Origin of the sequence: Streptococcus suis (assembly GCF_029616525.1) — a bacterium.
Classification (GTDB): domain Bacteria; phylum Bacillota; class Bacilli; order Lactobacillales; family Streptococcaceae; genus Streptococcus; species Streptococcus suis_AF.
The window spans coordinates 1-21,708 of sequence record NZ_JANFME010000027.1 but is presented as its reverse complement, the minus strand read 5'-3'; the positions used below and the strand labels follow the sequence as shown (position 1 = coordinate 21,708).

13 protein-coding genes and 3 pseudogenes are annotated in these 21,708 nt (G+C 40.1%); 14 read left to right on the top strand and 2 right to left on the bottom strand.

Translation table 11 applies throughout. The annotated features are described in order from the left end of the window. Positions 1 to 51: 51 nt before the first annotated feature. From NOL38_RS09410 to NOL38_RS09385, 6 genes are all read left to right on the top strand, one after another. Positions 52 to 597: a type IV secretory system conjugative DNA transfer family protein gene (locus tag NOL38_RS09410; protein ID WP_277942005.1), complete on the top strand. Its 546-nt coding sequence runs from the start codon at positions 52 to 54 to the stop codon at positions 595 to 597. Between the two features lie 17 nt (positions 598 to 614). Further along, positions 615 to 857: a hypothetical protein gene (locus NOL38_RS09405; protein ID WP_001072182.1), complete on the top strand. Its 243-nt coding sequence runs from the start codon at positions 615 to 617 to the stop codon at positions 855 to 857. Positions 858 to 875: 18 nt separating this feature from the next. After that, on the top strand, positions 876 to 1,730 hold the full coding sequence (locus NOL38_RS09400; protein WP_248029977.1) for a VirB6/TrbL-like conjugal transfer protein, CD1112 family: 855 nt from the start codon (positions 876 to 878) through the stop codon (positions 1,728 to 1,730). Between the two features lie 61 nt (positions 1,731 to 1,791). Next, positions 1,792 to 2,145, top strand: coding sequence for a PrgI family protein (locus NOL38_RS09395; RefSeq protein ID WP_032511258.1), 354 nt, complete (start codon positions 1,792 to 1,794; stop codon positions 2,143 to 2,145). After that, positions 2,102 to 4,453, top strand: coding sequence for a VirB4-like conjugal transfer ATPase, CD1110 family (locus NOL38_RS09390; protein WP_277942004.1), 2,352 nt, complete (start codon positions 2,102 to 2,104; stop codon positions 4,451 to 4,453). The genes NOL38_RS09395 and NOL38_RS09390 overlap by 44 nt, the downstream gene beginning before the upstream one ends. 1 nt (position 4,454) lies before the next feature. Continuing rightward, positions 4,455 to 7,256, top strand: coding sequence for a phage tail tip lysozyme (locus tag NOL38_RS09385; protein WP_277942003.1), 2,802 nt, complete (start codon positions 4,455 to 4,457; stop codon positions 7,254 to 7,256). A 62-nt stretch (positions 7,257 to 7,318) separates the two neighbouring features. On the opposite strand, the gene NOL38_RS09380 is transcribed toward NOL38_RS09385, so the two are convergent. After that, on the bottom strand, positions 7,319 to 8,164 hold the full coding sequence (locus NOL38_RS09380; RefSeq protein ID WP_248029786.1) for a nucleotidyl transferase AbiEii/AbiGii toxin family protein: 846 nt from the start codon (positions 8,162 to 8,164) through the stop codon (positions 7,319 to 7,321). Next, positions 8,161 to 8,751, bottom strand: a complete 591-nt coding sequence (locus NOL38_RS09375) for a type IV toxin-antitoxin system AbiEi family antitoxin domain-containing protein (RefSeq protein ID WP_024399212.1) — start codon at positions 8,749 to 8,751, stop codon at positions 8,161 to 8,163. The genes NOL38_RS09380 and NOL38_RS09375 overlap by 4 nt, the downstream gene beginning before the upstream one ends. A 169-nt stretch (positions 8,752 to 8,920) precedes the next feature. On the opposite strand from NOL38_RS09375, the gene NOL38_RS09370 reads away from it, so the two are divergent. The 8 genes and pseudogenes from NOL38_RS09370 to NOL38_RS09335 all read left to right on the top strand — a co-directional run. Next, a complete protein-coding gene (locus NOL38_RS09370; RefSeq protein WP_277942002.1) occupies positions 8,921 to 13,816 on the top strand; it encodes an SspB-related isopeptide-forming adhesin in 4,896 nt (1,631 codons plus the stop codon). Then, on the top strand, positions 13,817 to 14,008 hold the full coding sequence (locus NOL38_RS09365) for a thrombospondin type 3 repeat-containing protein (RefSeq protein WP_029173155.1): 192 nt from the start codon (positions 13,817 to 13,819) through the stop codon (positions 14,006 to 14,008). Further along, entirely contained in the window at positions 13,992 to 14,543 is a 552-nt protein-coding gene (locus NOL38_RS09360; RefSeq protein WP_029173154.1) for a hypothetical protein, read from the top strand. Before NOL38_RS09365 ends, NOL38_RS09360 begins: the two co-directional genes overlap by 17 nt. A 49-nt stretch (positions 14,544 to 14,592) precedes the next feature. Further along, complete coding sequence (locus tag NOL38_RS09355; RefSeq protein ID WP_277942001.1) at positions 14,593 to 20,529, top strand: helicase-like domain-containing protein; 5,937 nt, start codon at positions 14,593 to 14,595, stop codon at positions 20,527 to 20,529. Between the two features lie 82 nt (positions 20,530 to 20,611). Continuing rightward, positions 20,612 to 20,734: pseudogene (locus NOL38_RS09350) on the top strand (peptide-binding protein); the annotation flags it as partial. Positions 20,735 to 20,802: 68 nt separating this feature from the next. Next, positions 20,803 to 20,886 carry a 23S rRNA methyltransferase attenuation leader peptide gene (locus tag NOL38_RS09345; RefSeq protein ID WP_013641314.1) on the top strand — a complete coding sequence of 28 codons (84 nt, stop codon included), beginning with the start codon at positions 20,803 to 20,805 and terminating at the stop codon, positions 20,884 to 20,886. Between the two features lie 124 nt (positions 20,887 to 21,010). After that, positions 21,011 to 21,478: pseudogene (locus NOL38_RS09340) on the top strand (rRNA adenine N-6-methyltransferase family protein); the annotation flags it as partial. After that, positions 21,478 to 21,708 (top strand): annotated as a pseudogene (locus NOL38_RS09335) (methyltransferase domain-containing protein); the annotation flags it as partial. The pseudogenes NOL38_RS09340 and NOL38_RS09335, both read left to right, overlap by 1 nt.

Sequence of the window (21,708 nt, the reverse complement as noted above, 5' to 3'; positions counted from 1 at the left end):
GGGTTTTCGGTCTGTACTGAAATCAAGGTATTATTGGGAATCCCAGCTTAAATCATAGATACCGTAAGGGATTTTATTCTTTATTTAAAACTTTGCAACAGAACCAATATGAGTCTTGTGCCTATTCTCCAAAATATCGCTCAACTTCAAGGACTTTATAAGGAAAAAGAGGCTTGGAAAACTATTCTGGGGAACTGTGACAGTCTCCTCTATTTGGGTGGGAATGACGAGGAAACTTTCAAATTTATGAGTGGTCTTCTAGGCAAACAAACCATTGATATCAGAAGTACCAGTCGTTCTTTTGGGCAGACGGGTTCAAGTTCTACCTCTCACCAGAAAATTGCCCGTGACTTGATGACGGCTGATGAAGTCGGAAATATGAAACGAGATGAGTGCCTCGTACGCATTGCAGGGGTTCCTGTTTTTCGAACCAAGAAATATTTTCCACTCAAACATAAGAATTGGAAATGGCTTGCGGATAAGGAATCTGATGAACGCTGGTGGCACTATCACATCGATCACCTAATCGCTGAGGATGAAGTAGATTTGTCAGGTCATAGAATTAGGGATTTAAGCACAGAAACGACACTACATTAATAGAAATGAGGAATTATATGAATCAAAAACTAACAGGCTTTGTTTATGGAGTGGACGCCAGCTCCATGTTCTCCCAGGCTATGTCTCTATTACAAAAAGGTTTGATTGCAGTAGGAGCCTTTCTTGTAGTCATGGGCATCATCAACCTTTCAACAAACATTAAAGATGGTGGGCCAGGTGTCCGAAATGCCATTCTAGAAATTGTTGGTGGGGTCATGGTGGGAGCCGCTGGTGCTTTTGTGACTCAGATTACCATTTAGGGGAGGACAGCACATGACATGATAATGAATTTTACGTCACCTTTTGTATTTCTAGCCTCTGAAAAAGTATCTAGCGACAGCCTTTTTGAAGGGTTTCAAGTGGATTTAGAATCAACCGCCAACTTGGTTAAGTCACTAGCGGACTTTAATCCGACGGTGTGGTCTTACATGACAGCCATTACCAAGGGGATTATGCAGCCCTTGGGAGTAGCTATTCTTGCGGTAGTTCTTGTACTCGAATTTTCAAAAATGGCCAAGAAAATCGCAAACTCAGGTGGTGCAATGACCTTTGAAGCCATAGCACCTATGATTGTCAGCTACATCATGGTCGCGATCGTGATTACCAATACGACGGTTATTGTGGAAGCCATTATTGCCATTGCCTCTTATGTTATTGAACAAGTGGCAAGTCTTGTCACGAATGGTGGTGCTAATTATGATACCATCTCAGGCATTAAGGGATCTGGAATTGTAGGAAAAATGATTATTGGCTTTTTTGCGATTCTCATTTGGTTGGTACGAATGGCCAGCATCATGGTTGTCAATATCTTGATTACCATTCGCTTTATCCAACTCTATCTGATGATTCCTTTTGCTCCTGTTACCATTCCGACCTTCCTTAGTGATGACTGGAGAAGTGTTGGGATTGGTTACCTTAAAAACATCATGGTCTATGCCGTTCAAGGTATTTTGATTTTTCTAATTGTATCTCTTGTTCCCTTGTTTGAATCGGCTGGAAAGATTGCCGTATCAAATGGAGCTGGAGTGATGGAATCACTCGCCATTATGTTTGGTGGCTTGGTACAGGCCATATTGTTAATCATTGCCTTGGTTGGCAGTCAACGGACCGCCCGAAGTATTTTGGGGATGTAGGAGGATGGGAGTAAATTGCCCGCCTCCTCTTTTTATAGCTTATTTAGATTGGAGAACATTTATGAACACACGTGTCTTTAAGGACATTTCAAAGGTTCAACACAGGGCATGGCTGGGATTTACAACTAGACAGGTTATTTTTGTATTTCCAGCCATCGCCCTAACCATTTTGGTATTGGGATTGAACCTATTTTACTGGCAATTTGGGGATTGGTTTGTCTATGGTTTTGTTGTTATCTTTACCATTCCACTCATGTTATTTGGTGTCTATCGCCCCAATGACTTACCATTTGAAACCTATCTCAAGTACCGTTTTCATTATGAACTAACGGTGCCAGACCGCACATTTACTGGAAGAAAAGGAGACCAACGTGAAAAAATTAAAGCACTCAATGAAATCAAAGACCTCTTCTAATGACAAAATGCAAAAGACGAAAACACAGAAGCAGGAGATCAGACCATCAACCGTAAATACGTTAGCCTATCAAGGGCTTTTTCAGAATGGCCTTATGCAGGTCAGTCCAAGTTATTTCTCACAAACCTATCTCTTAGGAGATGTCAATTATCAAACAGTTGGCTTAGATGATAAAGGAGCTATTGTTGAGAAATATTCCGATTTAATCAATTCACTGGATGATCAGACCAATTTCCAACTGACCATTTTCAATCAAAAGGTCAATTTGGAAAAATTCCGTAAGAGTATTCTCTATCCCTTACAGGAAGATGGGTTTGATGCTTATCGTGATGAATTGAATCGCATGATGGATGCCAACTTAGAGGCGGGTGAGAACAACTTTTCAGCCGTCAAGTTTCTTTCATTTGGCAAGAGCGACCAAACACCAAAACTAGCTTTTCGTTCTCTGTCACAAATTGGAGAATATTTCAAGAGTGGCTTTTCAGAGATTGATGTATCTCTTGGTTTGCTCGGTGGAGAGGAGCGAGTGAATGTCCTTGCGGATATGTTACGAGGTGAAAATCATTTACCGTTTTCTTACAAGGATTTGACTCTCTCAGGTCAATCCACCAAACACTTTATTGCCCCAACCTACCTTTCCTTTAAACACAAGAATCATATTGAATTGGACGATCGATTATTACAGATTGTTTATGTTCGTGACTATGGCATGGAGTTAGGGGATAAATTTATTCGAGACTTGATGCAGTCAGATTTGGAAGTGATGATTAGCCTACATGCCAAAGGCTCTACCAAGTCTGAAACCATGACCAAGCTGCGAACCAAGAAAACCTTGATGGAATCGCAAAAGATTGGGGAACAACAAAAGATGGCTCGGACAGGCATCTATTTGGAGAAGGTCGGCCATGTTCTTGAGAACAACATCGATGAAGCTGAAGCTCTTCTTCAAACCATGACCCAAACAGGAGATAAACTGTTTGACACCGTATTTCTAATTGGCGTGCTGGCGGATACTGAGGACCAACTCAAACAATCTCTTGATATTATCAAGCAAGTTGCAGGGTCTAATGATATGATTATCGATAACTTGACCTACATGCAAGAAGTTGCTTTTAATAGTCTCTTGCCATTTGGGAAGAACTATCTCGAAGGTGTTTCTCGGTCTCTATTGACTTCAAATATTGCCGTGAATGCACCTTGGACTTCCGTAGATATTCAGGACAAGGGTGGGAAATTTTATGGCATCAATCAAATCTCAAGTAATATCATCAGTATTGACCGTGGCAAGTTAAATACTCCGTCAGGTTTGATTTTAGGGACCTCTGGAGCTGGCAAAGGGATGGCGACAAAACATGAAATCATCTCTACTAAGCTCAAGGAAGCAGATTGCGATACTGAAATTATTATTGTTGACCCAGAAAATGAGTACAGCATTATCGGTCAAGCCTTTGGTGGGGAGAGTATTGATATTGCCCCAGATTCTACCACCTTCTTAAATGTCTTAGATCTATCAGATGAGAATATGGATGAGGATCCAGTTAAGGTCAAGTCCGAATTTCTCTTGTCTTGGATTGGAAAGCTCTTGGACCGCAAAATGGATGGCCGTGAAAAGTCCTTGATTGACCGTGTGACACGACTCACCTATAAGCATTTTGATACACCGTCCCTGGTCGAATGGGTCTTTGTCTTATCTCAACAACCTGAACAGGAAGCTAAGGACTTGGCACTTGATATGGAACTCTATGTGGAAGGGTCGCTGGACATATTTTCACATAGGACCAATATCAAAACAGACAGTCATTTCCTGATTTACAATGTCAAAAAGTTAGGCGATGAATTAAAACAGATTGCCCTCATGGTTATCTTTGACCAGATTTGGAATCGGGTGGTAAAAAACCAAAAGCTAGGAAAGAAGACCTGGATTTACTTTGATGAAATGCAGCTTCTCTTATTGGACAAGTATGCCTCTGATTTTTTCTTTAAACTCTGGAGTCGTGTCCGTAAGTATGGGGCGATACCGACAGGTATTACTCAAAATGTAGAGACTCTTCTATTGGATGCCAATGGTAGACGCATTATTGCCAATAGCGAGTTTATGATTCTTTTAAAACAGGCTAAGAGCGATCGCGAAGAATTGGTACATATGCTTGGACTTTCCAAGGAACTGGAGAAATACTTGGTCAATCCTGAAAAAGGTGCTGGGCTAATCAAGGCCGGTTCAACCGTTGTTCCATTTAAAAATAAGATTCCACAACACACCAAGCTCTTTGACATCATGAGTACGGACCCTGAAAAAATGAGGACATGAGATGAAAGAGGATAAAAAGCTAGTCAAACATGCTAGGCAAAACTTTCGAAGCAACTTAAAATCAGCCCGTATGCATTATCGGAAAGAAGTTAGAGCCTTAAAACAGACTGTTCCTAAAAAAGGACGATTTCGAAAACCAGCCCAAAATTCTCTTTTTCAGGAAAAGAAAACAGAGATAAAAGGAAATCTACTCAGTAGCCAAAAGGAAGCAGAAGAGAAGTTCCTAAAGGAAATTACCTATGTTTCTCCTAGACTGTTGAAGGTAAAGGAAATCAAGAACTATCGACTTCCTCAAGCTCAAGAGCGTTTGCGGACTGCAAGAAAACATTTGTCAGAAGTGAAACTAAGTGAGAAGCAAAAGGCAGTTAATCCCAAGTTTACTTTCCAAAAAGAAAATCCTTCCCCGAAGTCTCGCTTTCAGTTTCACCAAGAAAAATCATTTGATCGACTAAGTGCAGAAAAAGACGTAAGTTCTGCCAAGCGTGAGGTTAAACAACTCAAGAAAGTCCAAAAGACTAAGAAAAACTCTACCAAAGTCAAAGTTGGATTAGGCTTAGTTGCATCTGAATCCCTTGACCTGATAGCACAGGAGGATGATTTAGATGGTCTAAGATCCATGAAGGATATTAGTTTGAAAGCCAGACGCTATGGCAGGTTTACCTTTCAAGCAGGTAAGGTGGTAGTAAAAAGTGGACAGACAGGTGTGAGGTTTACCAAAACAAAATTTTCTCATGGAAAGGAACGATTCCAGAACTTCAAAAAGGGAAAAGGATTCACACGCCAGAAACCTCTTAAACCAAGAAGACGCTACCAAACCTTTTTAAAGCATGCCAGAAAACAAAGTGTCGCAGGTTTCAAAGGAATCGTCCAAGCCATTAAGGGAAGTATGACTTTCTTTTCTGTCCTTGCGGGAAATCCTTTGACTTGGATTGTCTCAGGCATTCTCTTGATATTCCTTTTGATGATGAGCTTTTTCATGAGTGTTTCAGGTAGCAGTGTCATTCAACAAGATGAAATAGAATTGAGTAAGAGTTATACCCACATGACGTTGGAAGATGCGGAGCATACTAGATCCAACGAAAAGGGAATTACCTATTACACCAAGATTGATGAGATTATGGTTTATATGAATCATCAATACCAAGACTATAAGATTGACGATTTCATGGAAGCAGGTGGTGTGACCTACAAAGCGTTTCTCAGTCAAGTGTGGACAGACTTAAATGGTGGAGATTCTATTAAATCCATGTCTGACTTATATAAAGAACCTGCTTACAAGCTGTCTGATGAGGATCAAGAAGAACTAAAGGAATTGACCGAAGAAGGCAACTATCTAGCCCTTCAAGAATTGGACAATCCCTTTCAGGGACAGACTGACGAGGATAGCTTAAGCATGACCTACCGATATGGGTATGAGGTCATTGATGAGAAACCAACGCTTCATCATCATATCATCTTAGAAGCGAAAGAAGGTCAAGTCATTGTAGCTCCGATGGATGGCAAGGTATCTCTTGATGGAGAGAACGTTGTTTTGACATCTGGTAAGGGAGTGAATAAGACTAAACTAACCTTGTTTGGCATTCATTCAGGCCGAGTGAGTGAAAATCAACAAGTCTTGGCAGGAGACATTATTGGTCAGACCAAGGATGGAACGGGTCTAAAAGTCACCTATCAAAAAGTTGATGATGACACGGATAAGTTGGTCTATGTCAATCCAGCTTTCTACTTTCCAAAAGTGATTCAGGTTCAGACCACCATTCTTCCAACTATCGGTCAGTTTGGCGGCGATGAGTTTGAGAGAGCCAAGGCAATTTATGACTATCTTAAAAGCAAAGGTGCGACCAATCAAGCTATCGCAGCCATTCTAGGAAATTGGTCGGTAGAATCCTCTATTAATCCCAAGCGTGCGGAGGGCGACTATCTATCTCCCCCTATTGGTGCGACAGACGGTTCGTGGGATGATGAGGGCTGGCTCTCACTCAATGGTCCAACTATATACAATGGACGTTACCCAAATATTCTCAAACGTGGTTTAGGCTTAGGCCAATGGACAGATACCGCGGATGGGTCACGCAGACATACCTTATTGCTCGAATATGCCAAAGGAAAACATCAAAAGTGGTATGACTTAGGCTTACAACTGGATTTCATGTTGCATGGGGATAGTCCTTATTACACCAATTGGTTAAAGGACTTCTTCAAAAATACAGGTAGTCCAGCTAGTCTTGCCCAACTCTTTCTCATTTACTGGGAAGGAAATAGTGGTGATAAGCTACTTGAACGTCAGACACGAGCAAGTGAGTGGTATTACCAAATTGAAAAAGACTTTAGTCAACCCAACGGTGGGACAGCACAAAGTGATCCAAAAGCACTTGAAGCTGTACGAGGAGACCTTTTTGAAAACTCTATTCCAGGAGGTGGTGACGGTATGGGATATGCTTACGGCCAATGTACTTGGGGAGTTGCAGCCCGTATCAACCAACTGGGGCTAAAACTCAAAGGTAAAAACGGTGAGAAGATTCCAATTATCAGTACCATGGGCAATGGCCAAGATTGGGTACGAACAGCCGCAAGTCTCGGTGGAGAGACAGGGACAAGTCCACAAGCTGGAGCTATACTCTCATTTGCGGGAGGAGGACATGGTACACCAACAGAATACGGACATGTGGCTTTTGTGGAGAAAGTCTACCCAGATGGCTCATTCCTTATTTCAGAAACCAACTATAATGGTAATCCCAACTACACCTTCCGTAAATTATCTGGAGTGGATAGTAGCTTGAGTTTTGCTTATACGACGAAATAAAAAAGGATATGCTAACAAAACAAAAAGATGTTAGCATATTCTTTTGTGTTTTTTTGTCACGATTAATCAGAATTTATAGAAATGAGAACTGTTATGAGACGAATCATCTCATCAAGAACATCTGCAAGTGAAATCCCTTTTGTATAGCTATATTTTTTTGAATAATTTTGCCATTGTTTATTCTGAATAGGGTCAGATTTGAACCTCTCGAGTAGTTCAATAATCTTTACAAAATCGAGTTCTGTTTCGCGATATGAAAATGTTCTCTGACAGGCATTTCTCAACTGGATGAAGTCAATGTCTTCTTTCTTCAGTTTTGAAAGAATATATACATCGTAAAAATCTTTGCTTCTACTGTTCAAGAAATTACGTGAATAGATGGTTTGAAGTTTTTCAGCTAGAATTGTTTCAATTGTATAAGCAATGATTGGAAAATTGTCTTCATCAAAAATAGCTTTATAGTCGTATGTAATCGGCTGAGGAGTTACAACATCACCTGTCGCAATATCCAAATGGATAACTTGTTTAATATTCTCAAGTTGGCACGAAATTGTTGCTCGATAGCCACCATAGTCATCACTTTCTTTAATAGCTGTGATTGATTGAATCACAAAAGATATACCTTCTTCGGAATCTGCTAAAATTTCCTTGAGTTGCTGCTTCACAGTATCTTCTGAGAGTGTCATTTGATGGAACAAAAAATCAATATCAACCGTGCTACGAGATTCAACTCCGATAACATTTGACAACAGAAACCCCCCTTTGAAGATATAGTGATTTGAGTAGGTACTCTGACTTAATTTTTTCAAAATCACTTCAAGAAAGTAATAGGTCATCACGGAATTAAAGGTTAAACCAGTATTCTTTGATATTTTATGACAGAGTGCTGTTAATTTAGCTTTGTTCATATTAGAACCTCCAGAGTTTGTTTAACTTTTTCTAAAGTATTCATTTTTGTCGCATATTCATAGAGTTTTGCTAGATTTTTTTTAGGATAGTCCCCATAAGATTGAAGTGTCTTGACAAAGAGTTCGGAATCAATCTTTTCTCGATGTATTACAAAATCACAAATAATACGTTCAAAATCATATACCCTTACGTTGTTTCCCATAGGAGTAGGTACAGTAGTCATTCCCAGCTCGCTGTATTCTTTAGAGACAAAGTGAATATTTAGATTAGCTGGAGGAGTATTAAAGCGGTAGCCTCTAGGAACTGTCACATCAAAATATTGTGGAATTTCATCTGTAAACTGTTGTAGATACAGTGCCGAAATATAAGAGAAAATAGCCTTAGGAAAACGATATTGAAAGAAGTAGTATTCATCATAGTCTCCGTTTTGGGTTAGGAAAATACCTTTTTCAACTCGGAAGATAATGCCTTCTTTCTCTAGTCTTGTCAGATATATTGTTGGAATACCTAGTGCTTTACAATCTTTGTTTGTGACAATTCCATTGTTCTTTTCTATAAAATCGAGTAGAATCTCTTTTTTTGACATACGGCCTCCCACTTGTTGCTTTTACACTACAATTTTACAATATTTGTGGTATAAAAGCAACATTTTCTTTTCCCTCATTTTATTGTGATAACAAAATCAAGCCTTCTTTTTTATGATGAGGAAAGAGTGACAATTTGTTGCTACATAAAAAAGAAAAGAAGGACTATTTATGACCAAAACATGTAATCATCACTTTCTTGTCAATCAGGAAAAAGGCGAGAAACACGTCTTTCGCAAGAGTAAAAAATATCGCACTCTATGTTCCGTTGCCCTTGGAACCATGGTGACGGCTGTTGTTGCTTGGGGAGGAACGGTTGCACATGCTGATGAAGTCACATCATCAGTTGACACCAACATCCAACGAACGGAGAATCCAGCCACAAATTTACCAGAAGCACAGCCAAAACCTGTATCTGAACAAACTGAAATTTTAGCGTTAACTGGACAATCTAATGGAGCGATTGCTGTTACCGTACCACATGATACGGTAACACAAGCAGTTGAAGAGGCAAAGGCTGAAGGTGTTTCTACGGTTGAAGATAGCCAAATGGATTTAGGAAATACAACTTCTGCGGCAGAAACTAACCAACAAATTTCAAAAGCAGAAGCAGATGCCCAAAATCAAGTTGAGGCTATCAACGAAGTTACTGAAACCTACAAAGCTGACAAAGCAGCTTATGTGGATGAAAAAGCTCGCATCGAACAGGAAAATAAGGAGCTGTCACAGGCCTACGAAGGGGCCAACCAAACTGGTAAAGAGACAAATACTTGGGTTGATACCAAAGTCAAAGACCTAAAAACTCGGTATGCAGATGCTGATGTGACAGTAAAAGAACAAGTAGTCTCATCAGGAAACGGAACATCTGTACTGGACTATACAAACTATGGCAAGGCTGTTGAAACTATTCAATCAACTAACGAACAAGCTGTAGCGGATTATCTAACAAAGAAAACCAAGGCAGATGATATTGTTGCGAAAAATCAGGCCATTCAAAAAGAAAATGAAGCTGGACTTGCTAAGGCAAAGGCAGATAATGAAGCCATTGAAAGGCGTAATCAGGCAGGTCAAGCAGCTGTTGATGCTGAAAACCGTGCAGGTCAAGCCGCAGTAGATCAAGCTAATCAGGAGAAACAACAATTAGTTTCAGATCGTGCAGCCGAGATTGAAGCTATCACAAAACGTAATCAAGAAAAAGAAGCCGCAGCCAGAAAAGAAAATGAAGTGATTGATGCCTACAATACCAAAGAAATGGAACGCTATCAACGTGACTTGGCCGAGATTTCGAAAGGTGAAGAAGGTTATATTTCTGAAGCCCTTGCTCAAGCCCTCAATCTCAATAACGGTGAACCCCAAGCACAACATGGAGCAATTACCCGAAATCCTAATCAAATCATTTCAACTGGCGATGCCATGCTGGGTGGCTACTCAAGAATATTGGATTCAACAGGATTCTTTGTCTATGATAGCTTCAAAACAGGTGAGACCCTTAGTTTTAACTATCAAAATCTTCAAAATGCACGATTTGATGGTAAAAAGATTAGTCGAGTGACTTACGATATTACCAACCTTGTATCACCAGCTGGAACCGATGCCGTGAAATTGGTTGTGCCAAATGATCCAACCGAAGGTTTTATTGCCTATCGAAATGATGGAAATGGTGATTGGCGAACAGACAAGATGGAATTTCGTGTAGTTGCCAAGTATTTCTTGGAAGACGGAACGCAGGTTACCTTCTCCAAAGAAAAACCAGGAGTCTTCACGCATTCTTCCCTCAATCATAATGACATTGGTCTAGAATATGTCAAAGATACTTCTGGGAAATTTGTGGCGATTAATGGTTCAACCGTTCAAGTGACTAATGAAGGTCTAGCCCGTTCTTTGGGTTTCAACCGTGCAAGTGATTTGAATCTGCCTGAGGAATGGGATACCACATCAAGTCGTTATGCTTATAAAGGAGCAATTGTCTCAACAGTTACATCAGGCAATACCTACACAGTAACCTTTGGCCAAGGCGATATGCCACAGAATGTTGGATTGTCTTACTGGTTTGCCTTAAATACCCTACCAGTTGCACGTACAGTGACACCTTATAGTCCCAAACCTCATGTAGCGGTGGAACTTGAACCCGTTCCAGAACCTATTACGGTAACACCAGATGTCTTTACTCCAAAAACCTTTACACCTGAAAAGCCTGTGACCTTCACGCCAAAGCCTTTGGAAGAAGTAGTGCAGCCTAGTCTAACTTTGACCAAGGTAAACTTACCTGTTAAACCTATTCCAAAAGAACTTCCAACGCCACCACAAGTTCCGACTGTCCATTATCATGCGTACCGTTTGACGACAACTCCAGAGATTATGAAAGAAGTAGTCAATAGTGACCAAGCTAATCTTCATGAGAAAACTGTCGCAAAAGATTCAACGGTGATTTATCCCTTAACAGTTGATGCCTTATCGCCCAATCGTGCCCAAACGACTAGTCTCATTTTTGAGGACTACTTGCCTGCTGGTTACCTATTTGATAAGGAAACAACACAAAAAGAGAATGGAAACTATGTCCTTAGCTTTGATGCGACTAAGAATTTTGTGACCTTAACCGCAAAGGAAAACTTGTTGCAGGAGGTAAATAAAGATTTAACCAAGGTTTATCAACTGAACGCCCCAAAACTCTATGGTTCTGTTCAAAATGATGGGGCAACCTATTCCAATAGTTACAAACTCCTTTTGAACAAGGGTACAACCAATGCTTACACAGTCACTTCAAATGTTGTAACGGTTCGTACACCAGGTGATGGGGAGACAACCACGCTCATTACACCAGATAAAAACAATGAAAATGCGGATGGTGTCCTCATTAATGACACGGTCGTAGCCCTTGGTACAACCAACCACTATCGTTTGACTTGGGATTTGGACCAGTATAAGGGAGATCGTTCTGCTAAAGAGACAATTGCACGAGGCTTCTTCTTTGTGGACGATTACCCAGAGGAAGTGCTCGATGTGGTGGAAAATGGCACGGCTGTTACAACCCTTGACGGTCAGAAGGTATCAGGAATTACGGTTAAAAACTATGCTTCCCTATATGAAGCTCCTAAAGACCTTCAAGATAAATTGGCTCGTGCTAAGATTACACCAACAGGTGCCTTTCAAGTCTTTATGCCCGATGACAACCAAGCCTTTTATGACCAGTATGTCAAAACAGGTACATCTTTGGCTTTACTGACCAAAATGACGGTTAAAGATAGTCTCTATGGTCAAACTAAGACCTATACCAACAAGTCTTATCAAGTTGATTTTGGAAATGGCTATGAAACCAAGGAAGTGACCAACACCCTTGTTTCTCCAGAACCCAAGAAACAGAACCTCAATAAAGACAAAGTGGATATCAATGGGAAGCCCATGCTAGTGGGAAGTCAAAATTACTATACTCTCTCATGGGACTTGGACCAATACCGAGGGATTAAAGCAGACAACTCTCAGATTGCACAAGGTTTTTACTTTGTGGATGATTGTCCAGAAGAAGCTTTATTGCCGGATGAAGCAGCTATTCAGTTTATCACATCTGATGGCAAAACAGTTTCAGGAATCACGGTGAAGTCCTATGCTCAATTATCAGAAGCTCCTAACACCTTACAAGCAGCCCTATCTAAACAAAAAATTCAGCCTAAAGGAGCTTTCCAAGTTTTCATGCCTGAAGACCCACAAGCCTTTTTTGAATCTTATGTGACCAAGGGGGAGAATATTACCATTGTCACTCCGATGACTGTTTTGGAAACCATGATTAATTCAGGGAAGTCTTATGAAAACGTGGCTTATCAGGTGGACTTTGGGCAAGCCTATGAAACCAACACGGTGACCAATTTTGTCCCTAAAGTAACTCCACATAAGTCTAATACCAATCAAGAAGGCATTTTAATTGATGGAAAGACTGTCCTTCCGAATACAGTTAATTATTACAAAATTGTCTTGGATTACAGTCAATACAAGGACATGGTCGTGACGGATGATGTTCTTGCCAAGGGATTTTACATGGTAGACGATTACCCAGAAGAAGCCCTTACCCTAAATCCTGATGGCATTCAAGTTTTGGATAAGGATGGCAATCGTGTATCTGGTATCTCTGTCAGCACCTACGCTAGTTTGTCAGAAGCTCCGAAAGTCGTCCAAGATGCTATGGCTAAACGTCAGTTTACACCTAAAGGAGCCATTCAAGTTCTTAGTAGCGATGATCCAAAAGCCTTTTATGATACCTATGTGAAGACTGGTCAAACCTTAGTTGTCACGCTTTCGATGACGGTTAAAAATGAGTTGACCAAAACCGGTGGTCAGTATGAAAATACAGCCTATCAGATTGATTTTGGCTTGGCCTATGTCACGGAAACAGTGGTCAATAATGTTCCCAAACTAGATCCACAAAAAGATGTGGTGATTGATTTGTCTTATAAAGATGAGAGCCTTGACGGGAAAGGAGTGGCCTTGCATCAAACCTTTAACTATCGCTTGGTTGGAGCATTGATTCCAAGCAAGCGTGCGACTGATTTATTTGAATATGGTTTTGAAGATAACTATGATGAAAAGCATGATGAGTACAATGGTGTTTACCGCAGCTATCTGATGACGGATGTCACCCTCAAAGACGGTTCTGTTTTAAAAGAGGGAACAGAAGTCACGAAATATACCTTGCAACAAGTGGATACAGAAAATGGCCTAGTGTCAATTTCATTTGATAAATCCTTCTTAGAGACTATCTCTGATGATTCAGCCTTTCAGGCAGATGTTTACCTTCAAATGAAACGGATTGCGGCTGGTCAGGTGGAGAATACCTATCTCCATACAGTGAATGGCTATGTCATCAGTTCAAATACAGTTGTAACACATACACCTCAACCTGAAGAACCAAGTCCAAATCAACCCACTCCACCTCAACCACCGATTGAGTCTCTTGAACCACCTGTTCCAGCAAGCATTTTGCCAAATACAGGGGAACAGGAATCCCTTTTGGGCTTAATTGGAGCTGGTATTCTACTTGGTACGGCTTATGGACTGAAGAGAAAGGAGGAGAAGTAGATGAATCCAAAAAGCATTTATGAAAAGGATTCAGACCTGGATGGTCTGACAGATGCTCAGGAACTAGCTTTGGGAACCAATCCGCAGTCTGTTGACACAGATGGTGATGGTCAAGCTGATTTAGAAGAGCTACAATCTGGACATTCACCACTAGTCCCACAAAAGGAGTTGTGTGATGGCTTGGAACTTTGACACCATAAAAGAGGCTTTGTCTGAAATGGAGAAGGTTAATTACCAAGAGTTTATCAAAGCCTTTCTCTCTTTGGAATTAAGTATTTCTGATAGAACAATCCTCAATCAGGTTTATCAAGATTATATGGATGAGGATGACCTATCCTTGATTAGTGATGAGCTACGAGTTAAAGTTGATAGTTATCAGGATGAAGTAAAAGCTGATATGACTGATATTCTGGAAAAGCTGTACCGAACAGGTGAAGGCTCTAGTTTTATTATGGATTTAATGTCCTCCAATAGTCTCTCAGACACCTTGGAACAGTATGAGGTTTTGGATAGTGACGATTATTCACCACTTAGCCTTGAAACCTTACAGGCCATGATTCAACAGGACTTGGCTATTTCCAGTCAGGATTATTTTGGAGATTTGGTTCACCTTGCCTTGCAAAAAGATTTACTAGACCAGAAAAGTCATTTCTTACAACACTATGTGGCAACTGTAATGGAAGGTATTCCACAAGAAAGAGACCAACGAGCCTTGGTCCTAGATTAACGCAAAGGGCTGAGAAACACTCTCAGCCTTTTTAAAATGGGAGGGAATAATGAATCAAGAAGTCTTACTACAAATGATGAGAGCAACCATTCCTCGTGATAGAGCCTTGCTTGAAGCGTTTTTATATTACCAAGCAGAGCATTTTGATGAGGAGTGGGATAGTCTCGTTTATCAGTTTATGACCAATAGGCAGGAATTCAAAAGACCTGTTCAGGTACTTCACTTTGAGACAGATGTTTCAGCTTTTGTCCAGGCTAGTCCTTATGATACTGCTCATGATCTATTGACCTATACACAAGTTTTCGGCCAAACTGGTCTCCAAAAACTCGACAAACTATCGCCGTCTGAAAAAGACTTGGTGATTGAAGTGGCCTTGTTCAATCTGGCCACTCGTTTTCAACTATTAGACTCAAATGGACACTACCAAACTATTTCACCAGATTCTCTATTACAAAAGAGTAGGGGAGCTAATTTGGTCAATGTTTATCGTGTGGCTAATAATTTAGCGGATCGAATCAGCCGAGATATTGAGCAGTTTCTATTGACTTACGAGCCTGAGCTTGAAACAGGAGTTGATGAAACAGTTCTAGAAAATGAAGAAACTGTTGATGAGCACAAAGTGAGTAGTAATCAAGTAATATCATTTAGAGAAGATGGCTCTCTCATCATTGCTAGTTTGGATGTAGATTTGTCTCAACTAGATGTTCAAACAGGAAAAACCAGTCATCTGCCAGCTTATGAAGAGTTATCTTTACGACGTAAATTTGAGATTCTAACATATTTTGACCAAATTCGAAATGAACGTTCCAAAGTCGCAAGTTTTAGACGAGGTGATTTTGATACTGAGATGGAAATGACACCAATCTTTGAGGGCGAGGAGTTACTTACCTATCTAGAGGCTGATGGTAGTCCCTATGAGCTGAAACGAACGCTGACTAGAGTCGAAGAAAAGGAATTAGAAAAAATTGGACGAGCTATTAGGATAGAAAATCAAGAAAAATTGACTCAGCTAGGGATTGAGCTATCTCAGTTTGAATCAGACCAAGTCGGTATTTTATTGGATGCGGCAGGTCGTTTTCGTTTAAAAAATGCGGACCTTGCTTTATTAGGTGGTTATCCCAAAGCCTCGGTAACTCAACTAGCCCTTGCGACAGAACTACTCCAAATGGGACTAAGTCATGAAATGGTTGAATTTTTCTTTGGCAGTCAACTATCTTTAGAAGAGTTGCGACAGGTTGCTTATGCCTTTTTACACCAAGAACTCAGCAGAGAAGATGCGGAGCAATTTGAAAAAGATAAAGGTAATCAGCCAGATTTAACCCTCAGAGATTGGAAGAGCAAGCTAGAGAAAGCTGAGTCGAAAGTAGTGGTTGATGAAGAATTTGCGAATAATCCACTAGTCCAGAGAGTATTGGACACTTATCCTCTGGGGTCATTGGTTTCCTATAAGGGACAGGACTTTGAGGTCATGTCGGTCAGCGATGCTCGATTGAATGGTTTGATTCGGATTGAGTTAGTCAATGATTTTTCGGATATCATTGAACAAAATCCAGTTCTTTATGTGAGGACCTGGGAAGAAGTCAGTCAGGCACTTCATCAGCCAAAGGCAGAACCACAAACAGAGTTAGAAGAAGCGGACCGAGAACTAAATCTTTTTTCATTTCTGGAAGAAGAATCAGTTATTGAGCACTCTATTCAGACTGTCGGTCTCTTAGAACCAAGTGGTGTAGAGGAACCTAACAATGATGTTATTGACCAATTAAACAACCAGGGTCCTGTTGAGGAGGTAGAGGAATCAATTCCAGAGATTCCAGTAACGGACTTTTATTTTCCAGAAGATTTGACGGACTTTTATCCTAAGACTGCTAGAGATAAGGTTGAGACAAACATCGCGGCAATTCGGTTGGTAAAAAATTTGGAAGTGGAGTACCGCAATGCTTTACCAAGTGAACAAGAACTCCTTGCCAAGTATGTAGGCTGGGGTGGACTAGCCAATGAATTTTTTGATGACTATAATCCAAAATTTTCTAAGGAACGAGAAGAACTGAAAAGCCTAGTCACTGATAAAGAGTATTCGGATATGAAACAGTCCTCTCTGACAGCCTATTACACAGACCCAGCCCTGATCCGTCAGATGTGGGATAAGTTGGAAAGAGATGGCTTTACAGGTGGCAAAATCCTAGATCCTTCCATGGGAACAGGGAATTTTTTTGCAGCAATGCCCAAACACTTAAGAGAAAAGAGTGAGTTATATGGTGTGGAATTAGATACCATTACAGGAGCTATTGCCAAACACCTTCATCCCAATAGTCACATTGAAATTAAGGGCTTTGAGACGGTGGCTTTTAACGATAATAGTTTTGATTTGGTGATTTCAAATGTGCCTTTTGCCAATATACGAATTGCGGATAACAGGTACGATAGGCCTTACATGATTCATGACTACTTTGTCAAAAAGTCACTTGGTTTGGTCCATGATGGTGGACAAGTAGCGATTATCTCTTCCACAGGAACTATGGATAAGCGAACAGAAAACATTTTACAAGATATTCGTGAGACAACTGAATTTCTTGGTGGGGTTCGACTGCCTGATTCTGCCTTTAAGGCCATTGCGGGAACGAGTGTCACAACGGATATGTTATTCTTCCAGAAACACCTGAACAAGGAATATGTGGCAGACGACTTAGCCTTTTCAGTTTCCATTCGTTATGAAAAGGATAGTCGCATTTGGCTCAATCCTTATTTTGATGGGGAATACAATAGCCAAGTGCTAGGAACCTACGAGGTCAGAAATTTTAACGGCGGAACACTTTCTGTTAAGGGGACTAGTGATGATTTGATTGTAAGTGTCCAAACTGCTCTAAATCACGTTAAGGCCCCAAGAGAGATTGATAGAAATGAGGTCATCGTTAATCCAAATGTGTTGACCAAACAAGTCATTGATACCTCCATTCCAGCAGAAATGAGGGAGAATCTAGGTCAGTACAGTTTTGGTTACCAGGGTTCTACAGTTTACTATCGAGACAACAAAGGCATTCGAGTCGGAACCAAGACGGAAGAAATCAGTTACTATGTCGATGAAGAGGGTAACTTCAAAGCATGGGACACCAAACATTCTCAAAAGCAGATTGATCGCTTTAATGCCTTAGAAGTGACTGATAACACTGCTCTGGATGTCTATGTGACCGATGATGCAGCAAAACGTGGTCAGTTTAAGGGATATTATAAAAAGACAGTTTTCTATGAAGCTCCATTGTCTGATAAAGAAGTGGCACGAATCAAAGGAATGGTGGACATTCGAAATGCTTACCAAGAGGTCATTGCCATTCAACGCCATTATGACTATGATAAGAAGACCTTTAACCACTTGTTAGGCAAACTCAATCGTACCTATAATAGCTTTGTCAAACACTATGGGTATTTGAACAGTGCAGTGAACCGTAATCTTTTTGATAGTGATGATAAGTATTCGCTTCTTGCTAGTTTGGAAGATGAACGTCTGGATCCAAGTGGAAAGTCTGTTATCTATACTAAATCCCTTGCTTTTGAGAAGGCTTTAGTGCGTCCTGAAAAAGAGGTTAAAAAGGTACATACTGCCCTTGATGCCTTAAATTCGAGCTTGGCTGACGGACGTGGTGTTGATTTCGATTATATGATGTCTATCTATCAGGTTGAATCGAAGATGACCTTGATTGAGGAATTAGGCGACCTCATTATGCCTGATCCTGAGAAGTATTTGAATGGAGAATTGACCTATGTTTCTCGCCAAGACTTTCTGTCAGGGGATGTCGTTACCAAGTTAGAAGTGGTGGACCTATTTGTCAAACAAGACAATCAGGACTTTAACTGGTCGCATTATGCAGGGTTACTTGAGACGGTCAAACCAGCACGTATTACTTTAGCAGACATTGATTATCGAATCGGTTCACGCTGGATTCCTTTGTCTATTTACGGAAAATTTGCCCAAGAAACCTTTATGGGGAAAGCCTATGAATTGTCAGACCAAGAAGTAGCAACAGTCCTTGAAGTCAGTCCCATTGACGGGGTTATCACTTACCAATCTAAGTTTGCCTACACCTATTCCAACGTAACGGATAGGAGTTTAGGTGTCCCTGCTTCACGCTATGATAGTGGTCGAAAAATCTTTGAAAACCTCCTGAATTCCAATCAACCAACCATCACAAAACAAGTTGTTGAAGGGGATAAGAAAAAGAATGTGACGGATGTGGAGAAAACAACAGTCCTGCGTGCCAAGGAAACACACCTACAAGAACTCTTTCAAGGTTTTGTAGCAAGGTATCCAGAAGTCCAACAGATGATTGAAGACACCTATAATAGGCTCTACAATCGTACGGTATCAAAGACCTATGACGGTAGCCATTTAACCATTGATGGACTTGCTCAGAATATTTCATTACGGCCTCACCAAAAGAATGCCATTCAACGGATTGTCGAGGAAAAACGTGCCCTACTAGCTCATGAAGTTGGTTCAGGTAAAACACTTACCATGCTTGGGGCAGGATTCAAACTGAAAGAACTCGGAATGGTACATAAACCTCTCTATGTGGTTCCTTCTAGTTTGACTGCTCAGTTTGGTCAAGAAATCATGAAATTTTTCCCAACCAAAAAAGTCTATGTGACCACCAAGAAAGATTTTGCCAAAGCTAAACGCAAACAGTTTGTATCACGTATTATCACAGGGGACTATGATGCCATTGTCATTGGAGATTCACAATTTGAGAAGATACCGATGAGTCGTGAAAAACAGGTCACCTATATCAATGACAAACTTGAACAACTCAGAGAAATCAAGCTAGGAAGTGACTCTGATTATACGGTGAAAGAAGCAGAGCGTTCGATTAAGGGACTAGAGCACCAATTAGAAGAACTCCAAAAACTGGAGCGGGATACCTTTATTGAATTTGAAAACCTTGGCATTGATTTTCTTTTTGTGGATGAGGCTCATCACTTCAAGAATATCCGACCAATCACTGGACTTGGGAATGTCGCGGGTATCACCAATACCACTTCAAAAAAGAACGTAGACATGGAAATGAAGGTGAGACAGGTTCAGGCAGAGCATGGCGATAGAAATGTTGTTTTTGCGACAGGAACACCAGTCTCAAACTCCATTAGTGAACTTTTCACTATGATGAATTACATTCAACCCGATGTCTTGGAACGATACCAGGTATCCAATTTTGACTCCTGGGTTGGGGCTTTTGGGAATATCGAAAACTCTATGGAACTAGCCCCGACAGGAGATAAATACCAACCTAAGAAACGGTTCAAGAAATTTGTCAACCTTCCTGAACTCATGCGAATTTACAAGGAAACAGCTGATATTCAGACTTCAGATATGCTTGATTTACCTGTACCTGAAGCTAAGATTATTGCGGTGGAAAGCGAGTTAACGCAAGCTCAGAAATACTATTTAGAAGAACTGGTAGAGCGTTCAGACGCTATCAAGTCAGGTAGTGTTGATCCAAGTAGAGATAACATGCTTAAAATCACAGGTGAAGCCAGAAAACTAGCCATTGATATGCGGTTGATTGACCCTGCTTATAATTTATCAGATAATCAGAAAATCCTTCAAGTGGTCGATAATGTCGAGCGGATTTACCGTGAAGGAGCTGGAGACAAAGCCACACAGATGATTTTCTCTGATATTGGTACCCCTAAAAGTAAGGAAGAGGGTTTTGATGTCTACAATGAACTTAAGGACTTGCTTGTCGATCGAGGGATACCAAAAGAAGAAATTGCCTTTGTGCATGATGCCAATACTGATGAAAAGAAAAACTTACTGTCTAGAAAGGTCAATAGCGGAGAAGTACGGATTCTCATGGCTTCTACGGAAAAAGGGGGAACAGGATTAAACGTCCAATCACGTATGAAAGCAGTCCACCATTTAGACGTTCCCTGGAGGCCGTCTGATGTAGGACGGATTTTGCGGACATTCAAAATAAAAAAGAATGTGATATATTAATCACAAATCACTTATCACAAATCACAAGTGATTTGTGATTGTTGATGATAAAATAAGAATAAGAAGAAATAGAAAGAAGTGAGTGATTGTGGGAAATTTAGGCGCACAAAAAGAAAAACGAAATGATACACCAATCAGTGCAAAAAAAGATATAATGGGAGATAAGACGGTTCGTGTTCGTGCTGACTTGCACCATATCTTAAAATTTTGTATAATAGGAATTGAAGTTAAATTAGATGCTAAAAATTTGTAATTAAGAAGGAGGGATTCGTCATGTTGGTATTCAAAATGCGTAATGTAGATAAAACATCTACTGTTTTGAAACAGACTAAAAACAGTGATTACGCAGATAAATAAATACGTTAGATTAATTCCTACCAGTGACTAATCTTATGACTTTTTAAACAGATAACTAAAATTACAAACAAATCGTTTAACTTCTGTATTTGTTTATAGATGTAATCACTTCAGGAGAGATTACATGAACAAAAATATAAAATATTCTCAAAACTTTTTAACGAGTGAAAAAGTACTCAACCAAATAATAAAACAATTGAATTTAAAAGAAACCGATACCGTTTACGAAATTGGAACAGGTAAAGGGCATTTAACGACGAAACTGGCTAAAATAAGTAAACAGGTAACGTCTATTGAATTAGACAGTCATCTATTCAACTTATCGTCAGAAAAATTAAAACTGAATACTCGTGTCACTTTAATTCACCAAGATATTCTACAGTTTCAATTCCCTAACAAACAGAGGTATAAAATTGTTGGGAATATTCCTTACCATTTAAGCACACAAATTATTAAAAAAGTGGTTTTTGAAAGCCATGCGTCTGACATCTATCTGATTGTTGAAGAAGGATTCTACAAGCGTACCTTGGATATTCACCGAACACTAGGGTTGCTCTTGCACACTCAAGTCTCGATTAAGCAATTGCTTAAATACTAAGTTCGCTTGCGTTTCATTATGTAGCAGACTATGAGAATTTAATAAAAAAGATATATAGGATGCTGAAGGCTGGTGGCAATTTAGTTTTTACAGTTGAACATCCTGTTTTTACTGCTCATGGAACACAAGACTGGTATTATAACGAAAAAGGAGAAATACTGCATTTCCCGGTGGACAATTATTATTATGAGGGCAAACGGACAGCTATGTTTTTGGAAGAAAAG